General features: G+C 68.6%; 16 protein-coding genes. 6 read left to right on the top strand and 10 right to left on the bottom strand.

The features are described 5' to 3' along the window. Window positions 1-48: 48 nt before the first annotated feature. Window positions 49-1,503: a peptidoglycan D,D-transpeptidase FtsI family protein gene (locus OG289_RS13235; RefSeq protein ID WP_327314202.1), complete on the top strand. Its 1,455-nt coding sequence runs from the start codon at window positions 49-51 to the stop codon at window positions 1,501-1,503. A gap of 93 nt (window positions 1,504-1,596) precedes the next feature. On the opposite strand, the gene OG289_RS13240 is transcribed toward OG289_RS13235, so the two are convergent. Next, a complete protein-coding gene (locus OG289_RS13240; protein WP_327314203.1) occupies window positions 1,597-3,048 on the bottom strand; it encodes an NCS2 family permease in 1,452 nt (483 codons plus the stop codon). Between the two features lie 282 nt (window positions 3,049-3,330). On the opposite strand from OG289_RS13240, the gene OG289_RS13245 reads away from it, so the two are divergent. The 4 genes from OG289_RS13245 (at window position 3,331) to OG289_RS13260 (ending at window position 7,431) form a co-directional block, all read left to right on the top strand. Continuing rightward, window positions 3,331-3,900, top strand: coding sequence for a SigE family RNA polymerase sigma factor (locus tag OG289_RS13245; RefSeq protein ID WP_327314204.1), 570 nt, complete (start codon window positions 3,331-3,333; stop codon window positions 3,898-3,900). Continuing rightward, entirely contained in the window at window positions 3,897-4,763 is an 867-nt protein-coding gene (locus tag OG289_RS13250; protein WP_327314205.1) for a hypothetical protein, read from the top strand. The genes OG289_RS13245 and OG289_RS13250 overlap by 4 nt, the downstream gene beginning before the upstream one ends. Window positions 4,764-4,882: 119 nt before the next feature. Then, on the top strand, window positions 4,883-5,716 hold the full coding sequence (locus tag OG289_RS13255) for a pectate lyase (protein WP_327314206.1): 834 nt from the start codon (window positions 4,883-4,885) through the stop codon (window positions 5,714-5,716). A gap of 29 nt (window positions 5,717-5,745) precedes the next feature. Continuing rightward, a complete protein-coding gene (locus OG289_RS13260) occupies window positions 5,746-7,431 on the top strand; it encodes a rhamnogalacturonan lyase B N-terminal domain-containing protein (protein ID WP_327314207.1) in 1,686 nt (561 codons plus the stop codon). 250 nt (window positions 7,432-7,681) lie between these two features. Here OG289_RS13260 and OG289_RS13265 read toward each other — a convergent pair whose 3' ends face one another. After that, entirely contained in the window at window positions 7,682-8,836 is a 1,155-nt protein-coding gene (locus tag OG289_RS13265) for a right-handed parallel beta-helix repeat-containing protein (protein WP_327314208.1), read from the bottom strand. A 249-nt stretch (window positions 8,837-9,085) separates the two neighbouring features. On the opposite strand from OG289_RS13265, the gene OG289_RS13270 reads away from it, so the two are divergent. Next, on the top strand, window positions 9,086-11,305 hold the full coding sequence (locus tag OG289_RS13270) for a family 43 glycosylhydrolase (RefSeq protein ID WP_327314209.1): 2,220 nt from the start codon (window positions 9,086-9,088) through the stop codon (window positions 11,303-11,305). Window positions 11,306-11,312: 7 nt separating this feature from the next. On the opposite strand, the gene OG289_RS13275 is transcribed toward OG289_RS13270, so the two are convergent. The 8 genes from OG289_RS13275 to OG289_RS13310 all read right to left on the bottom strand — a co-directional run bounded on the left by OG289_RS13275 (window position 11,313) and on the right by OG289_RS13310 (window position 20,514). Further along, a complete protein-coding gene (locus tag OG289_RS13275) occupies window positions 11,313-12,110 on the bottom strand; it encodes an HAD family acid phosphatase (protein WP_327314210.1) in 798 nt (265 codons plus the stop codon). A 109-nt stretch (window positions 12,111-12,219) separates the two neighbouring features. Continuing rightward, entirely contained in the window at window positions 12,220-13,335 is a 1,116-nt protein-coding gene (locus OG289_RS13280) for a right-handed parallel beta-helix repeat-containing protein (protein ID WP_327314211.1), read from the bottom strand. Window positions 13,336-13,377: 42 nt separating this feature from the next. Beyond that, on the bottom strand, window positions 13,378-14,562 hold the full coding sequence (locus OG289_RS13285) for a dienelactone hydrolase family protein (protein ID WP_327314212.1): 1,185 nt from the start codon (window positions 14,560-14,562) through the stop codon (window positions 13,378-13,380). Beyond that, window positions 14,549-15,577: a pectinesterase family protein gene (locus OG289_RS13290; protein ID WP_327320664.1), complete on the bottom strand. Its 1,029-nt coding sequence runs from the start codon at window positions 15,575-15,577 to the stop codon at window positions 14,549-14,551. Before OG289_RS13290 ends, OG289_RS13285 begins: the two co-directional genes overlap by 14 nt. 4 nt (window positions 15,578-15,581) lie before the next feature. Then, complete coding sequence (locus tag OG289_RS13295; protein WP_327314213.1) at window positions 15,582-16,718, bottom strand: pectinesterase family protein; 1,137 nt, start codon at window positions 16,716-16,718, stop codon at window positions 15,582-15,584. Window positions 16,719-16,863: 145 nt separating this feature from the next. Continuing rightward, a complete protein-coding gene (locus OG289_RS13300) occupies window positions 16,864-18,207 on the bottom strand; it encodes a pectate lyase family protein (protein WP_327314214.1) in 1,344 nt (447 codons plus the stop codon). 37 nt (window positions 18,208-18,244) lie between these two features. After that, complete coding sequence (locus OG289_RS13305) at window positions 18,245-19,054, bottom strand: rhamnogalacturonan acetylesterase (RefSeq protein WP_327314215.1); 810 nt, start codon at window positions 19,052-19,054, stop codon at window positions 18,245-18,247. A gap of 122 nt (window positions 19,055-19,176) precedes the next feature. Further along, on the bottom strand, window positions 19,177-20,514 hold the full coding sequence (locus OG289_RS13310) for an ABC transporter substrate-binding protein (RefSeq protein WP_327314216.1): 1,338 nt from the start codon (window positions 20,512-20,514) through the stop codon (window positions 19,177-19,179). Window positions 20,515-20,552: the final 38 nt, after the last annotated feature.

The following is a 20,552-nucleotide window of genomic DNA, read 5'->3' on the forward strand; positions in this document are numbered from 1 at the left end:
CGGCGGACGGGAACGATTGATCTCTTCCCGTTCGTCTTTCCGAGCGCAATGAACAAGACGATCAGGCGCGCCTCGGTCTTCGCGCTGCTGCTGGTGTTCGCCCTGCTGATCCGGGCGACCTGGGTGCAGTTCTACGAGGGCCAGGCACTCGCGGACGACAAGAACAACCGGCGCAACGCGATTCTGACGTACGCGGAGCCGCTCGGGAACATCATCGTGGCCGGAAAGGCGATCACCGGCTCGACCGTCACCTCGGACGGCGACCTCAGATACAAGCGCACGTACACGGACGGCGAGCTGTACGCCGCGGTGACGGGCTACGCCTCGCAGAGCTACGCCCCGACGCAGTTGGAGGGCATCTACGCCGACCTGCTCAACGGCACGGACACCCGCCTGAAGACGGCGCTGGACACGGTCACGAACAAGCGGGCCGACCCGGGCAACGTGATCACCACGATCGATCCGGACGTGCAGAAGGCCGCGTACGACGCGCTCGGCGACAAGAAGGGCGCGGCCGTCGCGATCGACCCGACCACCGGCCAGATCCTCGCCGTCGTGTCGACCCCGTCGTACGACCCGTCGTCGCTGACCGACGCCAACAGCGCCGGGACGGCCTGGAAGAAGCTGAACGCGGACTCCGACAAGCCGCTCACCAACCGGGCGCTGCGCCAGCCGCTGGCACCGGGTTCGACGTTCAAGCTGGTCGTGGCGGCGGCCGCGCTGGAGGACGGGCTGTACTCGTCGGTGGACGAGAAGACCGACAGCGAGGACCCGTACACCCTGCCGGGAACGCGCACGGTCCTCAGGAACGAGAACACGTCCGCGCCCTGTGAGAACGCCACGATCCGGGTCGCGCTGCAGTACTCCTGCAACAACGTGTTCGCGCACATGGCCGTGCAACTCGGTCAGGACAAGCTGAAGGCGATGGCCGAGAAGTTCGGCTTCGACGACGACAGCCAGGACGTGCCGGTGCGGGCGTACGCGAGCGTGTACCCGTCCGACATGGACGAGTCGTCCACGGCCCTGACCGGCATCGGCCAGTTCGACGTGACCGCGACGCCGCTCCAGATGGCCATGGTGTCGGCCGCCATAGCCAACGGCGGCAAGCTGGTCTCGCCGCACATGGTCTCGCAGATCACCAACGGCGGCGGCGATGTCCTGAAGGACTACGACGACGAGGCGACGACCCAGCAGATCGTCAGCTCCTCCACCGCCGAGCAGTTGCAGTCGGCGATGCAGACGGTCGTCGAGAAGGGCACGGGCACGAACGCGCTCATCGACGGCGTCACGGTCGGCGGCAAGACGGGCACGGCCCAGAACGGCGAGAACAACAGCAAGGCGCCGTACGCCTGGTTCACGTCGTACGGCAAGTCCGACTCCTCCGACAGGGAGGTCGCCGTGGCGGTCGTGGTCGAGCAGTCCGACGCGGCACGTTCCGAGGTCAGCGGCAACGGGCTGGCCGCCCCGGTCGCCAAGGCGATGATGAAAGCAGCGTTGAAGTAACCCACCCAAGGGACGCGGGGCGCTGACATCTTGCGGCTCCGCCGCGGTGCGCGACCAGCCACAACGAACCCGCACTGGCCGCGCAGCGCACCCTCACTTCACGCCGAGAACCTGCTCGATCGGGTCGATCGCGAAGTACACCACGAACAGCGCCGAGGCCCCCCACAGCAGCCAGTGGACGTCCTTCGCCTTGCCGAGCACCGTCTTGATGAGGACGAACGCCAGGAATCCCGCGCCGATGCCGTTGGTGATCGAGTACGTGAACGGCATCACGGCGATGGTGAGGAACGCCGGGATGGCGATCTCGTACTTGTCCCAGTCGATGCTCTTGACCTGGGTCATCATCAAGAAGCCGACGGCGACGAGGGCCGGGGCCGCCGCCTGGAGCGGGACGATGGTGAGGACCGGGGTCAGGAACAGGGCGAGGGTGAAGAGGCCGCCGGTGACCAGGTTGGAGAAGCCGGTGCGCGAGCCCTCGCCGACGCCGGCCGCGGACTCGATGTAGGAGGTCGCGGAGGACGAGGAGGCCGCGCCACCCGCGACCGCCGCCGCGCCGTCGATCAGCAGCACGCGGCCCAGGTTGGGCACCTCGCCCTTCTCGTTCAGCAGTCCGGCCTCCGCGCTGATGCCGACGACCGTGCCCATGGTGTCGAAGAAGTCGGACAGGATGAGCGTGAAGACCAGCAGGACGACCGTGATGACACTGGTCTCGCCGAAGGCGCCGAACAGACTGAAGTGACCGATCAGCCCGAAGTCGGGGGTGCCGACCAGCTTGTCCGGCCACGAGGGCGTGGTCAGGCCCCAGGACTTGATGTCGGCGATCGAGTTGATGACGATCGCGAGCACCGTCATGGTCACGATGCTGATCAGGATCGCACCCTTGGCCTTGCGGGCGAGCAGACCGATCGTCAGCAGCACGCCGAGGCAGAAGACGAGGACCGGCCAGCCGCCGAGCGTGCCGGTGCCGCCGAGCTGCACGGGGACGGTCGTGTTCGCCGCGTCGGGGATCCGGCTGACGAAGCCGGCGTCGACGAAGCCGATGAAGGCGATGAACAGGCCGATGCCGACGCTGATCGCCTGCTTGAGCGGTTGCGGGATGGCGTGCATGACGGCCTCGCGCAGACCGGTCACCACCAGGACGCAGATCAGCAGGCCTTCGAGGACGATGAGGCCCATCGCGTCGTCCCAGCTCATCAGCGGGGCGATCTGGAAGGCGACGACCGCGTTCAGGCCGAGGCCCGCGGCGAGCGCGAGGGGCAGGTTGCCGCCGACGCCCATGATGATCGTCATGAGGGCGGCCACCAGGGCGGTGGCGGTGGTGAGTTGGACGGTGTCGAGCTGGTGCCCGAACTTGTCCTTGGCGCTGCCGAGGATGATCGGATTCAGGACAAGGATATAGGCCATGGTGAAGAACGTGGCGAAGCCGCCGCGTATCTCCCGGCCGAAGGTGGACCCCCGCTCGGAGATCTTGAAGAACCGGTCGACGCTGCTCGCCGTCGTCGGCGGGGCAGTTGGCCGGTCGGCCACCTTCTTCGTTTCGGACATGACGGTGACTCCTAAGTGCCTGAATGATCTGTGTGCGGATGCTGGCTGGATTGTTCCCCCGTTGAACCGTCTTCAGGTTTTCTCCGTGTTACGGAATCGGGTGCCGCACTCGTTCGGCCTGCCACATCATGTTCGAACCCCCGTACCAGACCAAGCGGTCGACCACTGCTACGCTTCCCGATCTCGTCCCGACCATCTCCTCGGGATCCCCATGTCATTCACATGACACGCACAGGTTGCACCCCGCCGGGTGCCAGAAGTCGCATCGAGAAGAGGTCACCCGTGGGCACAGTCGTCGACGACGCCGCCTCCGTGGAATTCCATACCTTCTTCGACCGTCACTACGCGGAACTGTCCCGTCTCGCCCACCTGCTGACCGGTGAGGCGGACGCCGCCGACGACCTGGCGGCGGACGCGCTCCTCGCGCTGTGGAACCGCTGGGACCGGGTGCGCGCGGCCGACCATCCGGTGGCGTACGCCCGCGGTGTCGTCGCCAACCTGGCCCGCACCCGCATCCGCAGCGCCGTCCGGGAACGCCGCAGGATCGCCCTGTTCTGGTCGCAGCGCGAGGAGAAGACGGAGAACCCCGACATCGCGGGCGTTGTGGACGTCCAGTCGGCGCTGCGTAGACTTCCGTTCCGCAAACGGGCCTGCGTGGTGCTGCGGCACGCCTTCGACCTCTCGGAGAAGGACACCGCGCTCGCCCTGGGGGTCTCGGTGGGTACGGTGAAGAGCCAGACCTCGAAGGGAATGGCCGAGCTGCAGAAGCTGCTCGGCGCCAAGGGAACTCCGCTCAAGGTGCCCACGATGGTGCGCGCCGGTGAGGCCTCGGCCTCAGGAAGGGACCGATGACGATGCAGCGGGACGTGCACGACGAGCTGCGCGCCCGGCTGCACGGCGCGGCCGAGGCACACGAGCCCGACCGGGCGCGCATCCTGGCCCGGGTCGAGCGCGGCATGGCGGGGCAGGGGCAGGAACCGTCCGATCACCGGGCGACCCGCCCGCCCCTGTGGGGCTGGGCACGGATCGTCGGGGCCACGGCCGCGGTCGCGGGCATGCTCGCGGTCGGCGGCTACGCGGTGGCGTCCGCGGTGAAGGGCGACACGCCGGCGCAGCAGACGGTCTCCGTCTCGCCGCCGCCCATCGAGTCCCCGGACGCGACGAGCCGCCCGCCGGCCTCGCCGAAGGCCACGCCGGATTCCGGCGGTGCGAAGGACCCGGCGAAGCCGAGCGCATCCCCGACCCAGACCGCGCAGGCGACACCCTCCGCACCCGCGGCCGAGCTGCCGGCGAAGAGCGACAACGAGGACGGCCCGCTGTGGTCGGACGGCTCGGTCGACCCGCACAGCAACGATTTCTGGGCGCAGAGCAACGTCACGCTGAAGACGTCCGAGGTGCTCACCGAGCTCACCGTGCAGCTGAAGGTCGCGCAGACCGGCGGGGTCTCGTCGGCGGGCGCCTGGCGTTCCCTGCCCGAGGACGACTTCACCTACACGGTCGCCGAGCGGGACGGCTTCCTGGTCTACACCTGGGTGCTCAAGGAGGGCCGTACGGTCGCCAAGGGCGACTGGGTGTTCGCCGGGCAGTACAACCACGACCGCGGCGGCCGGGACGCCAAGAGCGACACCTACGCGATCACCGGCAAGTCGGACAAGCAACAGGGCTCCGTGGGCGGCGACTTCGCCTCCCACGAGGGCGGCGAGGGCGACTCGTAGGACAGGCCGAGGACAGCTCGAGAGCGACTCGTAAAAAACTTCTGAAACAGCGGCAACCCTTTCCTCACCGGTGACGACCACAAGGCGCAAGAGTCACCACGCACTCGAGGATTCGGCACATGACTGCTGCACCAGCACAGCCGCGCGTCCGGCACCGCCGGGGGCTCACCGGGCGGCGGGCGCTGATCGCGGGCACCACCGCGCTCGGCATCACCGGCGCGGCGATCGTCACCACGACGCTGCTGTCCCCGGCGGGCGCCGCGTCCGTCTGGCCGACGGCCCAGGGCAGCAAGGCCGTTTCTTCGACGATCAAGGTGTCGGGCACCTACGACGGCAAACTGAAGAAGTTCTACGGCTCGGGTGCGCTGGGCACCTCCGACCAGGACGAGTCGCAGGGGGCGATCTTCGAACTGGCCGACGGCGCGGTCCTGAAGAACGTGATCATCGGGACCCCGGCCGCGGACGGCGTCCACTGCAGGGGTTCCTGCACGCTGCAGAACGTGTGGTGGCTGGACGTCGGTGAGGACGCCGCGAGCTTCAAGGGCAAGTCGTCGTCGGCCGTGTACAAGGTCATCGGCGGCGGCGCGAAGAACGCCGACGACAAGGTGCTGCAGTTCAACGGCGCCGGCAAGCTGACCGTAACCGGTTTCACGGTCCAGAACTCCGGCAAGCTGGTCCGCTCGTGCGGGAACTGCAAGACGCAGTACAAGCGCACGATCGTGCTGAGCGACATCGACGTGATCGCACCGCTGAAGGCGATCGTCGGCGTCAACGCCAACTACGGCGACACCGCGACCCTGTCGAAGATCCGTATCCAGGGCGACCCCAAGAAGAAGACCAGGACCTGCGTCCGCTTCAAGGGCAACAACACCGGCAAGGAGCCGACCGAAATCGGTACAGGTGCGGACGGAACCACCTGCAGGTTCTCGCCATCTGCCCTCACATACAAGTAAGTGAACGTTCAAGAACGACGGAGCACCCCTTGAGCACGCACAAGAGACGACCCCTCACGCGCCGACGTGTGCTCGGGGCCTCCGCCATCGGTGTCGCCGCCACCGGCGCCGCCGTCGCGGGCGGCGCCGACCTCCTGTCCTCCGCGTCCGCCGCGGCCTTCGGCTACCGGGACGACGGCAAGAACTACGTCGTCGACACAGGATCGTCCCTGGTCTTCAAGGTGTCGAAGACCACCGGCGACCTCACCTCGCTCGTCCACAAGGGCAAGGAGTACGAGGGCTACGGCGGCAAGCACTCGCACGTCGAGTCCGGCCTCGGCACGTCCACCGTCACCGTCAAGCAGTCCGGCTCGACGATCCTGATCAAGGTGGTGCACGGCTCGATCACCCAGTGGTACGCGGCCCGTAGCGGCCAGAACAACGTCTACCTCTGGACGAACAAGGCCGACGCCTCCTTCACGGCGACCCGGTACATCGTCCGCCTCAAGCCTGGCATGTTCCCCAATGCCGGCTCGGACTCCTGGATCGAGGCCTCCGACACGATCATCGAGGCCGGCGACGTCTGGAAGCGCGCGGACGGCACCACCCACTCCAAGCACTACTCGGGCAAGCGCACCATCGACTACGACCACGTCGGCTTCACGACGGGTTCGGTCGGCCTGTACCTGGTCCGCTCCAACCACGAGAAGGCCTCCGGCGGCCCCTTCTACCGCTCCCTGCTGCGCCACTCCAACGACAAGGGCGCGGGCCTCTACGAGATCCTGCACTACAACGAGGCCCAGACGGAGGCGGAACGTTTCGGCCTGCAGGGTCCGTACGTCCTGGCCTTCACCGACGGCGGCACGCCGTCCCCGTCGCTGTTCCAGGACAAGCTGGACACCTCCTGGGTGGACGGCCTCGGCATCACCGGCTGGGTCGGCCGGGCGGGCCGCGGCAAGGTCGCGGGCGTGGGCCTGAAGGGCATGGACGCGAGCCGCCCCTACACGGTCGGTTTCGCAGGCGCGGACGCGCAGTACTGGGCGAAGGCCGCGGCCGGCACGGGCGCGTTCTCCTGCAAGGGCATGCTGCCGGGCACCTACACCCTGACCGTCCACAAGGGCGAACTGGCCGTGCACACGGAGACGGTGAAGGTGACAGCGGGCGCCACGACGACCCTGCACACCCTCTCGATCACCGGCGACCCGTCCACCGCGAAGACGCTCTGGCGGCTCGGCGACTGGGACGGCACCCCGAACGAGTTCAAGAACGCCCAGCTCATGACGTACGCCCACCCGTCGGACGCCCGCGCGGCGAAGTGGACGGGGAACGTCACGATCGGCGGCGCCGACGCGGCCGCGTCCTTCCCGGCGTACATGTGGAAGAACGTCAACGACGGCGTCCTCCTCTACTTCAAGCTGACCAAGGAGCAGGCGGCGGCCGCCCACACCCTCCGGATCGGCGTCACGGACGCGTTCGCAGGCGGCCGCCCGCGGGTGACGGTGAACGACTGGGTCTCGGCCGTTCCCGCGGCCGTCACCCAGCCCTCGACCCGCTCCCTGACGACCGGTTCCTACCGGGGCAACAACCACACGTTCACGTACAACGTCCCGGCGAACGCCTGGAAGACGGACGCCTCGCAGTACAACGTCCTGAAGCTCAGCATCGTGAGCGGTTCGAGCGGAACGACGTATCTGAGCCCGGGCACGTCGTTCGACTGCATCGACCTGCTCGCCTGAGTCTCGCCGGCCTGAGCCCCTCTCCGGTCGGCAGCGCGAACGCCCCCGCCGGTGAATCCGGTGGGGGCGTTCGCGCTGCCGGGTGCGGGCTACTCAGGCGTCGAGGTGGGTGGTCGGACGCTCGTACGCGCCTCGGAGTCGTCGAGGCTGCCGTCGTACCAGGAACCCGAGGGCAGGCCGGGCAGGGCATGCGCAGGCTGCGCCGCATGCCCGACCTGCGTTCCGTCGGTCGGAGCAGTCGGGACAGGTCCTAGTTCATCGTCGCGCCGATGGTCGTCGAGCCCGTGGTCAGGAACGTCGTCGCCGGCAGCGAGCCGTCCGACTTGCGGGCGCCGTACGCCGTGGACGCGTCCGTCGACCTGAAGGCCGGCGTGGAAACCCCGCTGTCCCAGTTGTTGGCGGCGGAAACGGCCGACGACCCCAGCTTGTCCAGCCCGCCCTTGTTGCTCACCGCGAGGTTCCGGGCGAGCCGGGCCTTGCCGGTGGCGAAGTAGAAACCAGTTTCCGCATTGGCATACGCGGTGTTCCGGTTGAGGACGATCGCGCCGGTGTTGGAGTTCTCGGTGAAACCGTTCAACGTGTTGTCCCAGGCGGCGTTGTTGTTGACGAGGTGCGCCACCGCGACTCCCCCGCCGCCCAGCTTGAAACCGTTTCCGTTGCCCTCGAAAGCGGAGTCGCTCCAGCGGTTCTTGCCGTTGCCGAAGGCCCACGAGTGCTCGATGGTGACCGGGGTGGAGAACTGCCACAGGTCGAGCCCGTCATCCGAGTTGTTGTACAACCGCGCCCCGGTGATCCTGTTGCCCGTTCCCGAGCCGAACTTGATGGCGATGCCGTCCGCGTTCTGCCCGTGCCCGGCGGCGTCGTAGTTGCCGTAACTGTCCAGGTTCTGCACGAGGTTGTTCACCGTGTTGTCGCCGCGCAGGGTGAACCCGGAGTCGCCGTTGTTCGCGGTGACCAGGTTCTTGAAGATGCCGCCGGTCGACGACGTGACGACGAAGCCCTGGGCCGGGGAGGACTGGAAGGTGAGGTTCTGCACGGTCCAGTAGCTGCCGTAGATCCCGGCGAGCCAGGAGCCGGCGGGCAGCTTGGAGCCGTCGATCTTCACCTTCTCGCTGCCGTACGCCTGCAAGGTGATGCGGGAGGAACTCGTGCCACTGGCCGTCGACTTGAGGGTGGCGGTCGGGTAGTACGTGCCGGCGCGGACCTGGATGACGGTGCCGGCGACCGCGTTCTTCACCGCCGACTCCAGCTGCGCGGTGGTGGACACGGTGACCGTCGACGAGGCGGCCTCGGCGCCGCCGTTCGACAGGCCGAGGTAGACGCCGCCCGCCCCCGCTGAGACGGCCACCGCGGCGGCGATCGAGAGGGTGCGCGTCCTGCGGTGACGTCCGGTGCTCAAACGCACGGGGCGTTCCTTTCGCTGAGGCTGATGGGACGAAACGGGCCGGAGGGGCCGCCCCGGCCCGTTTCTGCACACCAGTCGCCGCCATGACCGGAAAGGGTTGCCGCGCCCCCGCAAAAAGGATCGAAACTTTCGCTCCCACCCACCCCAACCCCACCGATTGACGCCCCGTTCGCCACTGGTGACACTCCGAAGGCACCACACCCCACAGAAACACCCAAGGGAAACCCCCACACTCACACAGGAAGTGTCATGCGCCGCCTGGCTATCGTCCGCACACTGCTCCTGGCCCTCTTCCTCACCTTTCTGACCGCCCCGCCCGGTACGGCGGCGGCCACCACCTCCGGAGCCCCGCCCGTGAACCACCCGAAGTACGCCGGCTACCTCTTCGCCTACTTCACCGGCGAGGGAACGGCCGACGGCGAACAGATCCGCTACGCCCTCAGCCGGGGCAACGACCCGTTGCACTGGCGGGAGTTGAACGGCGGGAGCCCGGTCCTCACCTCGACCGTCGGCGAGAAGGGCCTGCGTGACCCGTTCGTGATCCGCTCCCCCAAGGGCGACAAGTTCTTCCTCATCGCCACCGACCTGCGCATGTACCAGAACAGCAGCGGCAGTTGGGACGACGTCCAGCGCCACGGCAGTAAGTCGATCATGATCTGGGAGTCGACCGACCTGGTCCACTGGACCGACCAGCGGCTGGTGAAGGTGGCCCCGGACAACGCGGGCAACACCTGGGCGCCGGAGGCCTACTGGGACGACAGCCTCGGCGAGTACGTCGTCTTCTGGGCGTCCAAGCTGTACGCCGACGACGACCCCGGGCACACCGGATCGACGTACAACAAGATGCTGTACGCGACGACGAAGGACTTCCGTACCTTCAGCGAGCCCAAGGTCTGGGACGACCCGGGCTACTCGGTCATCGACTCCACGGTCGTGAAGTACAAGGACAGCTACTACCGCTACACGAAGGACGAGCGCGACCCGTCCTCCAGCTCGCCCTGCTCGAAGTTCATCACCGGCGAGAAGTCGACGAGCCTGACGTCGACGAAGTACGACTTCGTCTCCGACTGCATCGGCAGCGGCTCGATCAGCCGGGGCGAGGGGCCGACGGTCTTCAAGTCCAACACCGAGGAGAAGTGGTACCTGTTCATCGACGAGTACGGCGCCCGCGGCTACGTCCCCTTCGAGACGACCGACCTCGACTCGGGCCGCTGGACCATGTCGACGGACTACCAGCTCCCGGCGAGCCCCCGGCACGGCACGGTGCTGCCGGTGACACAGAAGGAATACGACCGGCTGCTGGCGGCGTACCCGAGCACCCCGACCTCGATCGTGGACGCGACGGCGAAGGGCCAGAAGGGGTACGCGATCGTCACCGAGTCGGCCTCGAAGGTCGTCCTGCCGATGGAGCCCGGGGCCGATCCGCGCGGCCTCGCCCCCAAGCTGTGGGTGGGTGAGGGCGCGTCCGTGACCCCGCGCTCCGGCACGCGCCGCGACTTCCGCGCGCCGCAGACGTACACCGTCACGGCCGCGGACGGGACGCGCCGCACCTGGACCGTGGAGGCCGTGCGCACGGGCAGCCCGACGCTGCCCGGCCTCAACGCCGACCCGGACGTGCACTACCTGAACGGCGAGTACTGGATCTATCCGACGACCGACGGCTTCCAGGGCTGGAGCGGGACGCGCTTCAAGGCGTACTCCTCCAAGGACCTGGTCCGCTGGAAGGACCACGGGGTCGTCCTGGACCTGGGCCCGGACGTGTCATGGGCGGACCAGTACGCGTGGGCCCCGGCGATCGCCGAGCGCGACGGCAAGTACTACTTCTACTTCTGTGCCGAGCAGCAGATAGGGGTCGCGGTCGCCGACTCCCCCGCCGGTCCCTTCAAGGACGCGCTGGGCAAGCCGCTGGTGGCGAAGGGGGGCGCCTGGAGCGGTCAGATGATCGACCCGGCGGTCTTCACGGACGACGACGGACAGTCGTATCTCTACTGGGGCAACGGGCACGGGTACGTCGTGCCGCTGAACGACGACATGGTGTCGTTCGACCCGGCGAAGGTGAAGGACATCACCCCGGAGAACTTCCGCGAGGGGTCCTTCGTGGTCAAGCGTGGCGGCACGTACTACTTCATGTGGTCCGAGGACGACACCCGCAGCGAGAACTACCACGTGGCGTACGCGACGGGACCGTCCCCGCTCGGCCCGTGGACCAAGCGGGGGACGATCCTGTCCAAGCGTCCCGAGTACGGCATCCTCGCCACCGGCCACCACTCCGTGGTGAACGTGCCCGGCACCGACGAGTGGTACATCGTCTACCACCGGTTCGCGCTGAACGGCCCCGGCCGTCCGGGCGGCGACGGCATGCACCGCGAGACGACGATCGACCGCCTGAGGTTCGCCGCGGACGGCGCCATCGAGCCGGTGGTGCCGACCCTGCAGTCGATCGAGCCCGTCCAGAGCAACGGGCGATGACGGTGCGTCAGCTGACGAAGTACGTCGGGTTCGGGAGCTTGTACCTCTTGTCGGCGTAGCCGCCTTCGAGGTCCGAGTACTGGTCGCCGAAGTTGGCGACGATCTCGTATCCGAGGTCGTCCTCGATGTGCTTGCGCGTGCCGGACTTGTACTGCACGGTCGTGCAGTTCCAGGTGCCCGGGGTCGCGCAGGCGCTGAGGTAGGACGGCGGGTTGGCCGCGTCCTTGAGGAAGATGTGGGCGGCGTCGAGGTTCACGTCGGCGCCGACCTTCTTCAGGTTCTCCACGGCCGAGGCGCGCTGCGACTCCTTCAGGCCCGAGTTGTAGAAGACCTCGACGCCCTTGGCCTCGGCGTACCGCACCAGCTCGGGGCTGCCGAAGACCGCCGGACGGTTCGCCTTCGCCACGTACTCGGCCCACGTGGTCGAGTTGTACGTGTAGTTGGTCCTCTTCTCGTAGTCGAGGCTGAGCAGCAGCGTGTCGTCGATGTCGAAGACGACCGCGGGCTTCTCGCCCTTCTTGACCGCCTTGCGGGCGGCCTGGTCGATGTACTTCTTCGCGGCCTTGTCGATGCTCGCGAGGTCCTTGGCGTACGGGCTGGTCGGCGACGCCTGGTACACGCCGTTCGCGTCCGGCGCGGTGCCGTAGTAGGTGTCGATGTCCTTCACCAGGAGCCCGATGTTGTAGGGCTCGTGGGTGGAGTTGGCCGTGGACTGGCCGGCCGTCGCCGCACCGGCGCCGTAGAGGGCGCCGGCAGCGACGGCACAGGCGGCGCTGACGGCCGCGATGCGCAGTGACTTATGCATGACACGTTTTCTACGCGCGTCACGCGGTCGAGCGCGAGACCCGTTGCCCGATCGATACCCGTTCGGCGGGCAAAAAACGGGTCAAGCGCCCGGATGGGTCAGCCGCGGCTCAGTCCATCGTCGCCCCGATGGTCGTCGAGCCGGTCGTCAGGAACGTGGTGGCGGGCAGGGTGCCGCTGGAGCTACGGGCGTTGTACGTGCTGCTCGCGTCCGTGGACCTGAAGGCGGGCGTGGAGATGCCGGAGTCCCAGTTGTTGCCGGACGAGGTGACCTTCGAGCCCTTGTTGACGGCGCCGCCGCCGTTGCTCACCGCGAGGTTCTTGCCGAGCTTGGCGGAGCTGGTGGCGAAGTAGTAACCCCACTTGCTGTTGGCGTAGGCGGTGGTGCGGTTGATGACGATCGCGCCGGTGTTGGAGTTCTCGGTGAAACCGTTTCCGGCGTTTCCCCAGGCGGCCGAGTTGTTGACGACGTGCGCGACGACCTCGCCGTCGCCGCCCAGCTTGTAGCCGTTGCCGTCGCCCGCGAAGGCCGAGTCGGACCAGCGGTTGACGCCGTTTCCGAAGGACCAGGTGTGCTCGATGGTGACGGGCGAGGAGAAGGACCAGAAGTCGATCCCGTCGTCCGAGTTGTTGTACAGGCGGGCTCCGGTGATGAGGTTTCCGGTGCCCGAGCCGAACTTCACGGCGACCCCGTCGGCGTTCTCGCCGTGATTGGCGGCGTCGTAGTTGCCGTAGCTGTCGATGTTCTTGACGGTGTTGTTGACCGTGCCGTCGCCGGTGAGGGTGAAGCCGGAGTCGCCGCCGTTGATGGTCTTGATGTTGTTCCAGTTGGTGCCGGTGCAGGACTGGCAGACGACCGCGCTGTCCGGGGAGTTCTGGAAGGTGATGTTGGAGACGTTCCAGTAGTCGGCGGTCAGTTTGAAGATCCAGTCGCCGTCGGGGAGCGACGAGCCGTCGATCTTCACCGTCTCCGAGCCGTACGCCGTGAGGGTGACGGGCGAGGAGGAGGTGCCGTTGGCCGTGGACTGGAGGGTGGCCGTCGGGTAGTAGGTGCCGCCGCGGACCTGGATGACGGTGCCGGCGGTGGCGTTCTTGATGGCGTTGGACAGGTCGGTGGAGTTGCTGACGACCACGGTGGCGGCCTGCGCCTGGGTGGGCAGGGCGACGGCGAGTCCGGCGCCCAGGGACAGGGCCGCGAGGGCCGTGAGAGCGGTACGACGAGACATGGAGTGCGGGTCCTTTCCGTCGTTCATGGGGATGGGGAGGGGTCACAGGACGTGGTCCAGCCAGGTGAAGACCTCGTCCTGCATGCGGTCGACGAAGACATGGCCGAGGTCGGGCCAGGTCTTCAGGTGCAACCGCTCCTCGGCGTGACGGGACCGCCAGACGGTGCGCAGCCTGTCGTGGGCCGCGCGGACGCCGTCGGCGGGGAACAGCGGGTCGAGCCCGCCACTGAAGAACAGCATCGGCCTGGGTGCGGCGATGCTCGCCACGTCGGGGAAGTCGAGGAACCGGGGAAGCCCGGGGTGCAACATGTAGTACGAGGACTGCCCGCGCAGGGTGTTGTTGCCGGGCACCATCATTTCCTTGAGGCCGGTCATCCAGCAGACGGCCGCCGCGGCGGCGAGGTCGTCGCTGAGCGCGGCCGCCTGCCAGGCGCGGAACGCACCCATGGAGAACCCGACGGCCGCGACCCGCCTTGCGTCCACCCGGTCGAGGCCGGCCAGGAAGCCTGCGGCCCGGGCGTCCTCGCGGGCCATGAGTCCGGCGAGCGAGGAGCCGAGGTTGAAGAAGTTGGAGGCGAGGGCCTGCTGCTGGTCGTAGGCGAGAGGGCCGCGGTCGCCCCAGCCGAGGGCGTCCGCGCACAGCACCACGTATCCCCGACGGGCCAGTTCGTCGCCGACGAACCGTCCGCTGAAGTACCTCTGCGACCAGGCCTGTGCGGAGGCGAGGCGGGTGTCGTCGTACCAGGGCCGGACCAGCTTCTCCTTACCGATGTCGAACTTCGCCCCGTGGTCGTGCAGGAGCAGCACGGCCGGGAAGGGACCGGGGCCGTCCGGGGTGAGGAGGGCGGCCCGGACGCGTTCGTGGTGGGTGAGGGAGAGGGTCACCAACTCACTGGTGTAGCCGTCCTGTTGGCGTCGGTCGGTGAAGTCGGGGGCGTACGGGGTGCGTTCCTCCCGCCCGACGACCAACAGCTCCTCGACCTTGGCGCGGGCGGCCCGGCGCCAGGCGCAAAAGTCGCGGAGGGGGGAGTTTCCCCAGGCCAGAGGAAAGGTCAGCTCGGCCTTGAGGGCGGGGTGGAAGTCGGGCAGCGGCCCGTCCACGACGGCTGCCCGTGCATCGGCGGTGGCAGCCTGCGCGTCTGCCGTGGCGGCTCCCCCGGCCAGGAGCGCGGCCCCGGTCCCGACCACGAACGCCCGCCGTCCCACCGCCGGATCACGGGCGCCCATACGGCCTCCAGTCCCCGAGATACGTCCGCCGGGTGTGTGCGCCGGCCTCCTCGGCGGTCAGTTGCGGCCGGTTCTCCGGTACCGAGATCACCGCGCCCGGACCGGAGTTGCCGTACTCGCGGAAACGCATGGTCTGCCAGGGGTAGGCGTCGCGCATGTTGGTGTACGGGGTCACCGCGTCGATGCCGGGACCGATCCAGGTGTCCCGCACGACCAGCGAGGGCCAGGCGGTCGTCTCGTACGACGGCACCCAGGGCCGGGCGATCTTGTACGCCGCGTCCTCGGCGCCGGAGGTGATCCGGCCCCGGAGGGCGAGGAAGCCGTAGGGGTTGGCGCGGGCGGTGGCGGGGGCGAAGACCATGCCCTTGGGGGTGAAGGTCACGTCCCGCTGGAGGGTGTGGAAGTGGCAGGCGTCGAAGACGGCCCGGCCCCGCCCGAAGACGAAGTCGACGTCGCCCTCGATGTAGCAGCGGTGGAAGTACTGCCGGTCGAAGGCGTCCAGCGCGGTGGTGTCCGCGAAGAGGGTGTCCTGGTGGGCCAGGAGCCGGACGTTCTCGAAGTGCGTGCGGTCGCCGGTGACGTAGGCGGCCACCGCCTGGGTGCCGGTGATCTCCGGGTGGTCGGCGCGCAGCCAGTCGTTGGCGAGGGTGAGGTCGCGGACGGTGAGGCCGGGCGCCAAGGAGGTGAAGGTGGCGGAGCCGGCCGTGCCGTAGGTGCCGGAGCCGTCGGGCTTCTGCGTCCCGCCCGCGTTGTCGTGGACGAGGACGGCGTCGCGCGGGTCGCGGGTGGCACCGCGCAGCGTCAACTCCCCTTTGCTGGCGGGGATGTTGACAACTTCCCGATACGTTCCCGGGTGCACGACGATCGTCCGGCCGGGGCCGTCGACGGCGTCCACGGCGGCCTGGAGGGAGTCGCCGGGGCGGACGTGCAGGACGCGGCGGGAGTGGGCGTGGGCGGGAGTCGCGGTGATCAGGGCAGCGCCCGTGATCCCGGCGAGGAGGGTGCGTCGGCGCAGCATCTCAGCACTCACCCTTCCAGGGCTCCCAGTCGCCGAGGTAGGCCTCGCGGGTCGCCGACCCGGCCTGCTCGTCGGTCAGTTGGGGGCGGTTCTCCGGCACGGAGATCACCGCTCCCGGGCCGGTGTTGCGGTACTCGGCGAACCGCTGGTTCTGCCACGGGAAGGAGGCCGACATGTTGGCGTAGGGCGCGACCGCGTCGATCCCGGCGTCGAGGCGGGTGTCGCGGACGGTGAGGCCGGGGCGGGCGGTGGTGTCGGAGCTGGGCACCCAGGGGCGGGCCAGCTTGTAGGAGGCGTCCGGGGCCCCGCTGCTGATCCGGCCCCGGGTGACCAGGTATCCGAGCGGGTTGGCGCCCGCCGTCGAGGGGGCGAAGACGAAGCCGTAGGGCGCGGCGGCCAGGTCGGTGCGGTTCAGGGTGCGGAAGTGGCAGTGCTCGTAGACGGCCGTCGCCCGGCCGAAGACGAAGTCGACGTCTCCCTCGGCGTAGCAGTGCGCGTAGTACTGCCGGGCGAAGGCGGTGAGGGCGATGGAGTCGGCGTACAGGGTGTCCTGGTGGCCGAGGAATCGGCAGTGGTGGAAGGCGCTGCGGTCGCCCTGGACCTTGATGGCGACGGCCTGGGTGCCGGTGATGTCGGGGTGGTCGGCGCGCAGCCAGTCGTTGGCGAAGGTGATCCAGCGGGCGGTGAAGCCGTCGGCCTGCACGGTGGTGGTGGCCGACCCGGTGGTGCCGTAGGTGCCGCCGCCGGGCTTGGCGGTACCGGCCGCGTTGTCGTAGACGATGACGACGTCTTGAGGGTCCTCGGAGGCTCCGATCCAGGTGGCGTCGGTGCGGGTGACGTCGACGGCCACCGTTTCCCGGTACACGCCCGGTGCGAGGACGAGGGTCCAGCCGCTGCCGGTGGCGGCGGCGACGGCGTCACGCACGGTGGTGAAGTCGCCCTGGCCGTCCGGGGAGACGTACAGGGTCCGGGGGGTGCGGCGGGCGGCGGGGGTGCCGTAGCGGCCGAAGGGGAGGCGCCTTCCGGCGGCTGCCCGCGCGGGCGGGGCGGCGAGGCCGAGGGCGGCGGCCGTGCCGGCGCTCGCGGCGAGGAACCGCCTTCTGGAGAGGGGGAGTTGACCGAGGTGGGGCGAGGGCATGCGGGTGCTCCTTCGCGGTGCGGCGGTGCGGCTCTGCGGGGAGGGGCCGGGAAGGGAAGAGGGGAGTGAAAGGAAGGGAAGGGAAGGGGGCCGGGATGGCGACGGGCGCCGCCGCCCCGGCCGTCGTCACGGAGGGTCGGCCGGGTCAGCCCAGGCGTCCGGCGCCCGCGCCGCAGTCGACGATCCGCGGGACCGCCTGCGCCGGGTCGACCTTGGTGCGCAGGGTCGGCGTCCAGCCCGCGCCGGACTGCAGGACCTCGCCGGGGATCTCCGCGTTGTGCACGGCGATCAGGTCGGTGAGCGTGCCGTTGACGTAGTTGTCGTCGGCGGTGACCGGCGACACGCTCCACCGCTTCAGCACCTTGGCCGCGCTGACCCCCTGCGGCAGCGTGAACGCGTTGTGCTGGGCGACGAGTTGGGACTCCTTGCCGATGCCGAAGCTGTAGGAGAAGGAGTCGTCGCCGACGAAGTGGTTGTTGTAGGAGTCCACCTGGCCGAAGCGGACGCGGGGTGCGCGCTCGACCAGGTTCGAGAACTGGTTGTGGTGGAAGGTCACCTTGAGGTGGCCCCGGTCGCCGGCGGCCGTCGACTCGCTGTCGCTGTTGCCGATGAGGATCGTCTTGTCGTGCTCGGCGAAGACGTTCCAGGAAGCGGTTACGTGGTCGGCGCCGCGGACGATGTCCAGCTCGCCGTCGTGCTGCTGGTAGAGCATGCCGAAGTAGGTCGGCGCGGCACTGTCCGGGTGCGTCCCGTCGGTGAACGTGTTGTGGTCCAGCCAGACATGCGTGGAGCCGTACACGACGGCGGTGTCGTACTCGGAGTTCCAGTTGCCGTTCGTGCCGTCGGTCGGGTCCCACTGCGGGAAGCAGTCGATGGGCGACTCGAAGGCAAGGTTCCGGATGATCACGTTGTCGACGGCCTTGATCTGCAGGCTGACACCCTTGAACCCGGCGTTCCTGCCGATGCCGACAATGGTGGTGTTGGCGGGGATGTTCGCCTTGATGGCCGTGTCCTGTGCGGCGGCGGAGGCGCGCCGCAGCCCCTCCGGGCTGTCGTCGGGCTCGGCGCTCAGGTCGGTGTCCAGCCCCCAGGTCTCCGGCGCGTACTTGGCGAGGTAGGCGTCGAAGTCGTACCCGGGCGCGGCGAAGGCGTCGCATCCCTCGGCGACGGCGTCGATGACGCCCTTCACCTTGATGATCTTCGGCGCGCTGCCGCCGGCGGCGAGGGCCGCCCTGAACTCGGCCCAGGTGGTGACGGTGTACACGTGGTCGGCGTCGGCGGCCGACCCGCCCGTGGTCCCCGTCCCGTACGAGGCCCAGCCGTCGTTCGCGCCCAGAACCTGCCGGCCGAGGTCGCGGGCGGCGGAGTGGGACTGGGGGTGGGACTGGGGCTGGGACTGGGCGGACGCCGTGCCGGTGACGGACAGCACCAGCGCCGTGCACCCCACCAGGGCAGCTATGGCGCGTCCATGACATATCTGTGTGCGCACTGTGCGGGTCTCCTCCGGATGAAAGGGCGGTGCGGTTCTACGAGAGCGTTGACGAAAGGGGCGCGGGCCAGGTGATCCAGGACGTGGGGATCTCGTCGTGCAGCCGGACGACGTCACGCGGCGCGAGCACCCGCGTCCGCAGCAGCTCCCGTGCCACGAGCCGCGCCACGGCGATCGCGCCCGGCGGATTGAAGTGCGTGTTGTCCTGCTCGGTCTCGGTCCAGTTGAAGTACGTCTTCGTCTCCTCGACCCCGAGCGCCTGCCACAGCGCGAGCGACAGGGCCTGGACGTCGAGCAGCGCCACCCGCTCCGACTCGGCGAGCGCACGCATGGCGGCGGGATACTCACCGTGCGTCGGCAGGGCGTTCCCCTCGGCGTCGAACCTGCGGCGCTCGACGGACGTGGCGAGCACGGGCCGCGCGCCCTTCGCACGGGCGCCGTCGATGTACATCCGCAGGTAGTCCTGATACGTCGTCCAGGGCTCGGTGTACCGGGTCGGGTCGGTGGTCTTCTCGTCGTTGTGCGCGAACTGGATCAGCAGCAAGTCGCCCGGCCGGATCGCGGCGAGGATGGCGTCGAGCCGGCCTTCGTCGACGAAGCTCTTGGAACTGCGCCCGTTCACGGCGTGGTTGGCGACGGGCCGGTCCTTGTGCAGAAAGAACGGGAGCGCCATTCCCCACCCGGTCTCGGGAGCGGCGTCGGAATACTTCTGGGCGGCGGTGGAATCACCGGCGATGAAAAGCGTGCGGGGCCGAGAATCACCGGCTTGGGCAGGAACGGCTGCCGCGACACCGAGAGGAATGGCGGCAAGGGCCGCCGAAGTGACCTGTCTGCGGGTAAGGGACACGAGGTGCACCTTTCAACAGGGGTTCAGTTCAACAGGGGTTCAGTGGATTTCCTGGGGGCGCGGGGAACTGCGCGACCAGCCCCAGCCGGCCGGCAGTCCCCCACAAACCGAAACCGTCCGAGCTACTTGTGGTTCTTCTTCCAGTCGGCCTGCGCAGCGTTCAGCTGCTCTGCCAACGTGTCCAGAAAGTCCTTCGCGCTCATCTTCCCGAGCAACACCTTCTGGAAGTTCGGCTCGTTGTCGGCCTTGGAGATCGTGTTCCAGTCGGGCAGGTAGTAGGGCAGCTGCACGATCTTCGTGGTGGTGCCGGCCAGCGCCTCGGCGGCGAGCTTCGTCGGCTCGGACGCCTGAACCCAACTGTCCTGCGCCGCCTCGAGGTTCGCCGGCACCTGCCCCGCCGTCTTGTTCCACTTGCTGTTCGCCTCGTGCGACGCGGCGAACTCGATGAACTTCCAGGCGGCGGTCTTGTTCTTGCTGGACTTGAACAGCCCGAGCCCGTCGACCGGGTTGGAGACCTGCACGCGTGTGCCGTCGTCCTGGGTCGGCGCCGGAATGCCCTTGAACTTTCCGGCCAGCGCCTTCTGGTGGTCGCCGTAGGAGCCCAGGTTGTGGCTCAGCATGCCGATGGTGCCGGAGTCCCACTGGGCGACCATCTTGGTGAAGTCGTTGTTGACGTCGGCGGACGGGGTGTCCTTCTTGTACAGGCCGACGTACTTCTCCAGCGCGGCCACGTTCTTCGGGTCGTTGACCGTGGTCTTCTCACCGTTCCAGAAGTCGGTGAGACCGCTCTGCCCATACGTGGCGTCCAGTGCCTGGGCGATGGATCCCGCGCCGCCTCGGATGGTGTACCCGAACGCGTTCTTGCCCTTGTTCGTGAGCTTGTCGGCTGCCGCGTAGAACTTCGTCCAGGTGGTCGGCGCGTCCAGACCGGCCTGCTGGAACAGGTCGGTGCGGTACCACAGGGTGCCGTTGTTCGCGGAGGTCGGCACCGAGTACGTCTTGTCGTCGACGCCCGCCGCCTTGACGCCCTCCAGGAACTTCTGGTTGAGCTGGTCCTTCAGCTCGCTCTTCGCGATCCGGCTGTCCAGCGGTTCGAGGGCGCCCTGCGCGGCGACCTCGGCGAGCATCGCGGTTCCCACGCCACCGACGTCGGGCAGACCGCCGCCCTGGATGGCGGTGTCGTACTTGGACTGGACGCTGTCGGCCGGCACCCCGACGTAGTTGACCTTGATGTCCGGGTTCGCCTTCTCGAAGTCGGCGATGATCTCCTTCCAGATGTCGGTGCGGACACCGCCGTTGTTGTCCCAGAAGGTGATCTCACCCTTGCCGGAACCCTCGCCCCCCTTGTCCCCCGCGGCGCCGCTGCCGTCGTCACCACACGCGGTGGCGGTCAGCGCGAGCACGGAGCCCAGGGCGACGGCCAGGGCGGCGCGCCTGCTTCTGCGGATGCTGCTCTTCATGTGGTCGGCTCTCTCTTCTGGATCCCAACGGAGATATG

The sequence above is a fragment of the Streptomyces sp. NBC_01235 genome (assembly GCF_035989285.1).
Taxonomy (GTDB): domain Bacteria; phylum Actinomycetota; class Actinomycetes; order Streptomycetales; family Streptomycetaceae; genus Streptomyces.

Excerpts from the sequence above, each read along its gene's own strand:
- OG289_RS13235 (WP_327314202.1), top strand. The coding sequence starts at position 49 with ATGAACAAGACGATCAGGCGCGCCTCGGTCTTCGCGCTGCTGCTGGTG.
- OG289_RS13270 (WP_327314209.1), top strand. The coding sequence starts at position 9,086 with ATGCGCCGCCTGGCTATCGTCCGCACACTGCTCCTGGCCCTCTTCCTC.
- OG289_RS13280 (WP_327314211.1), bottom strand. The coding sequence starts at position 13,335 with ATGTCTCGTCGTACCGCTCTCACGGCCCTCGCGGCCCTGTCCCTGGGC.
- OG289_RS13275 (WP_327314210.1), bottom strand. The coding sequence starts at position 12,110 with ATGCATAAGTCACTGCGCATCGCGGCCGTCAGCGCCGCCTGTGCCGTC.
- OG289_RS13255 (WP_327314206.1), top strand. The coding sequence starts at position 4,883 with ATGACTGCTGCACCAGCACAGCCGCGCGTCCGGCACCGCCGGGGGCTC.
- OG289_RS13285 (WP_327314212.1), bottom strand. The coding sequence starts at position 14,562 with ATGGGCGCCCGTGATCCGGCGGTGGGACGGCGGGCGTTCGTGGTCGGG.
- OG289_RS13250 (WP_327314205.1), top strand. The coding sequence starts at position 3,897 with ATGACGATGCAGCGGGACGTGCACGACGAGCTGCGCGCCCGGCTGCAC.
- OG289_RS13295 (WP_327314213.1), bottom strand. The coding sequence starts at position 16,718 with ATGCCCTCGCCCCACCTCGGTCAACTCCCCCTCTCCAGAAGGCGGTTC.
- OG289_RS13310 (WP_327314216.1), bottom strand. The coding sequence starts at position 20,514 with ATGAAGAGCAGCATCCGCAGAAGCAGGCGCGCCGCCCTGGCCGTCGCC.
- OG289_RS13240 (WP_327314203.1), bottom strand. The coding sequence starts at position 3,048 with ATGTCCGAAACGAAGAAGGTGGCCGACCGGCCAACTGCCCCGCCGACG.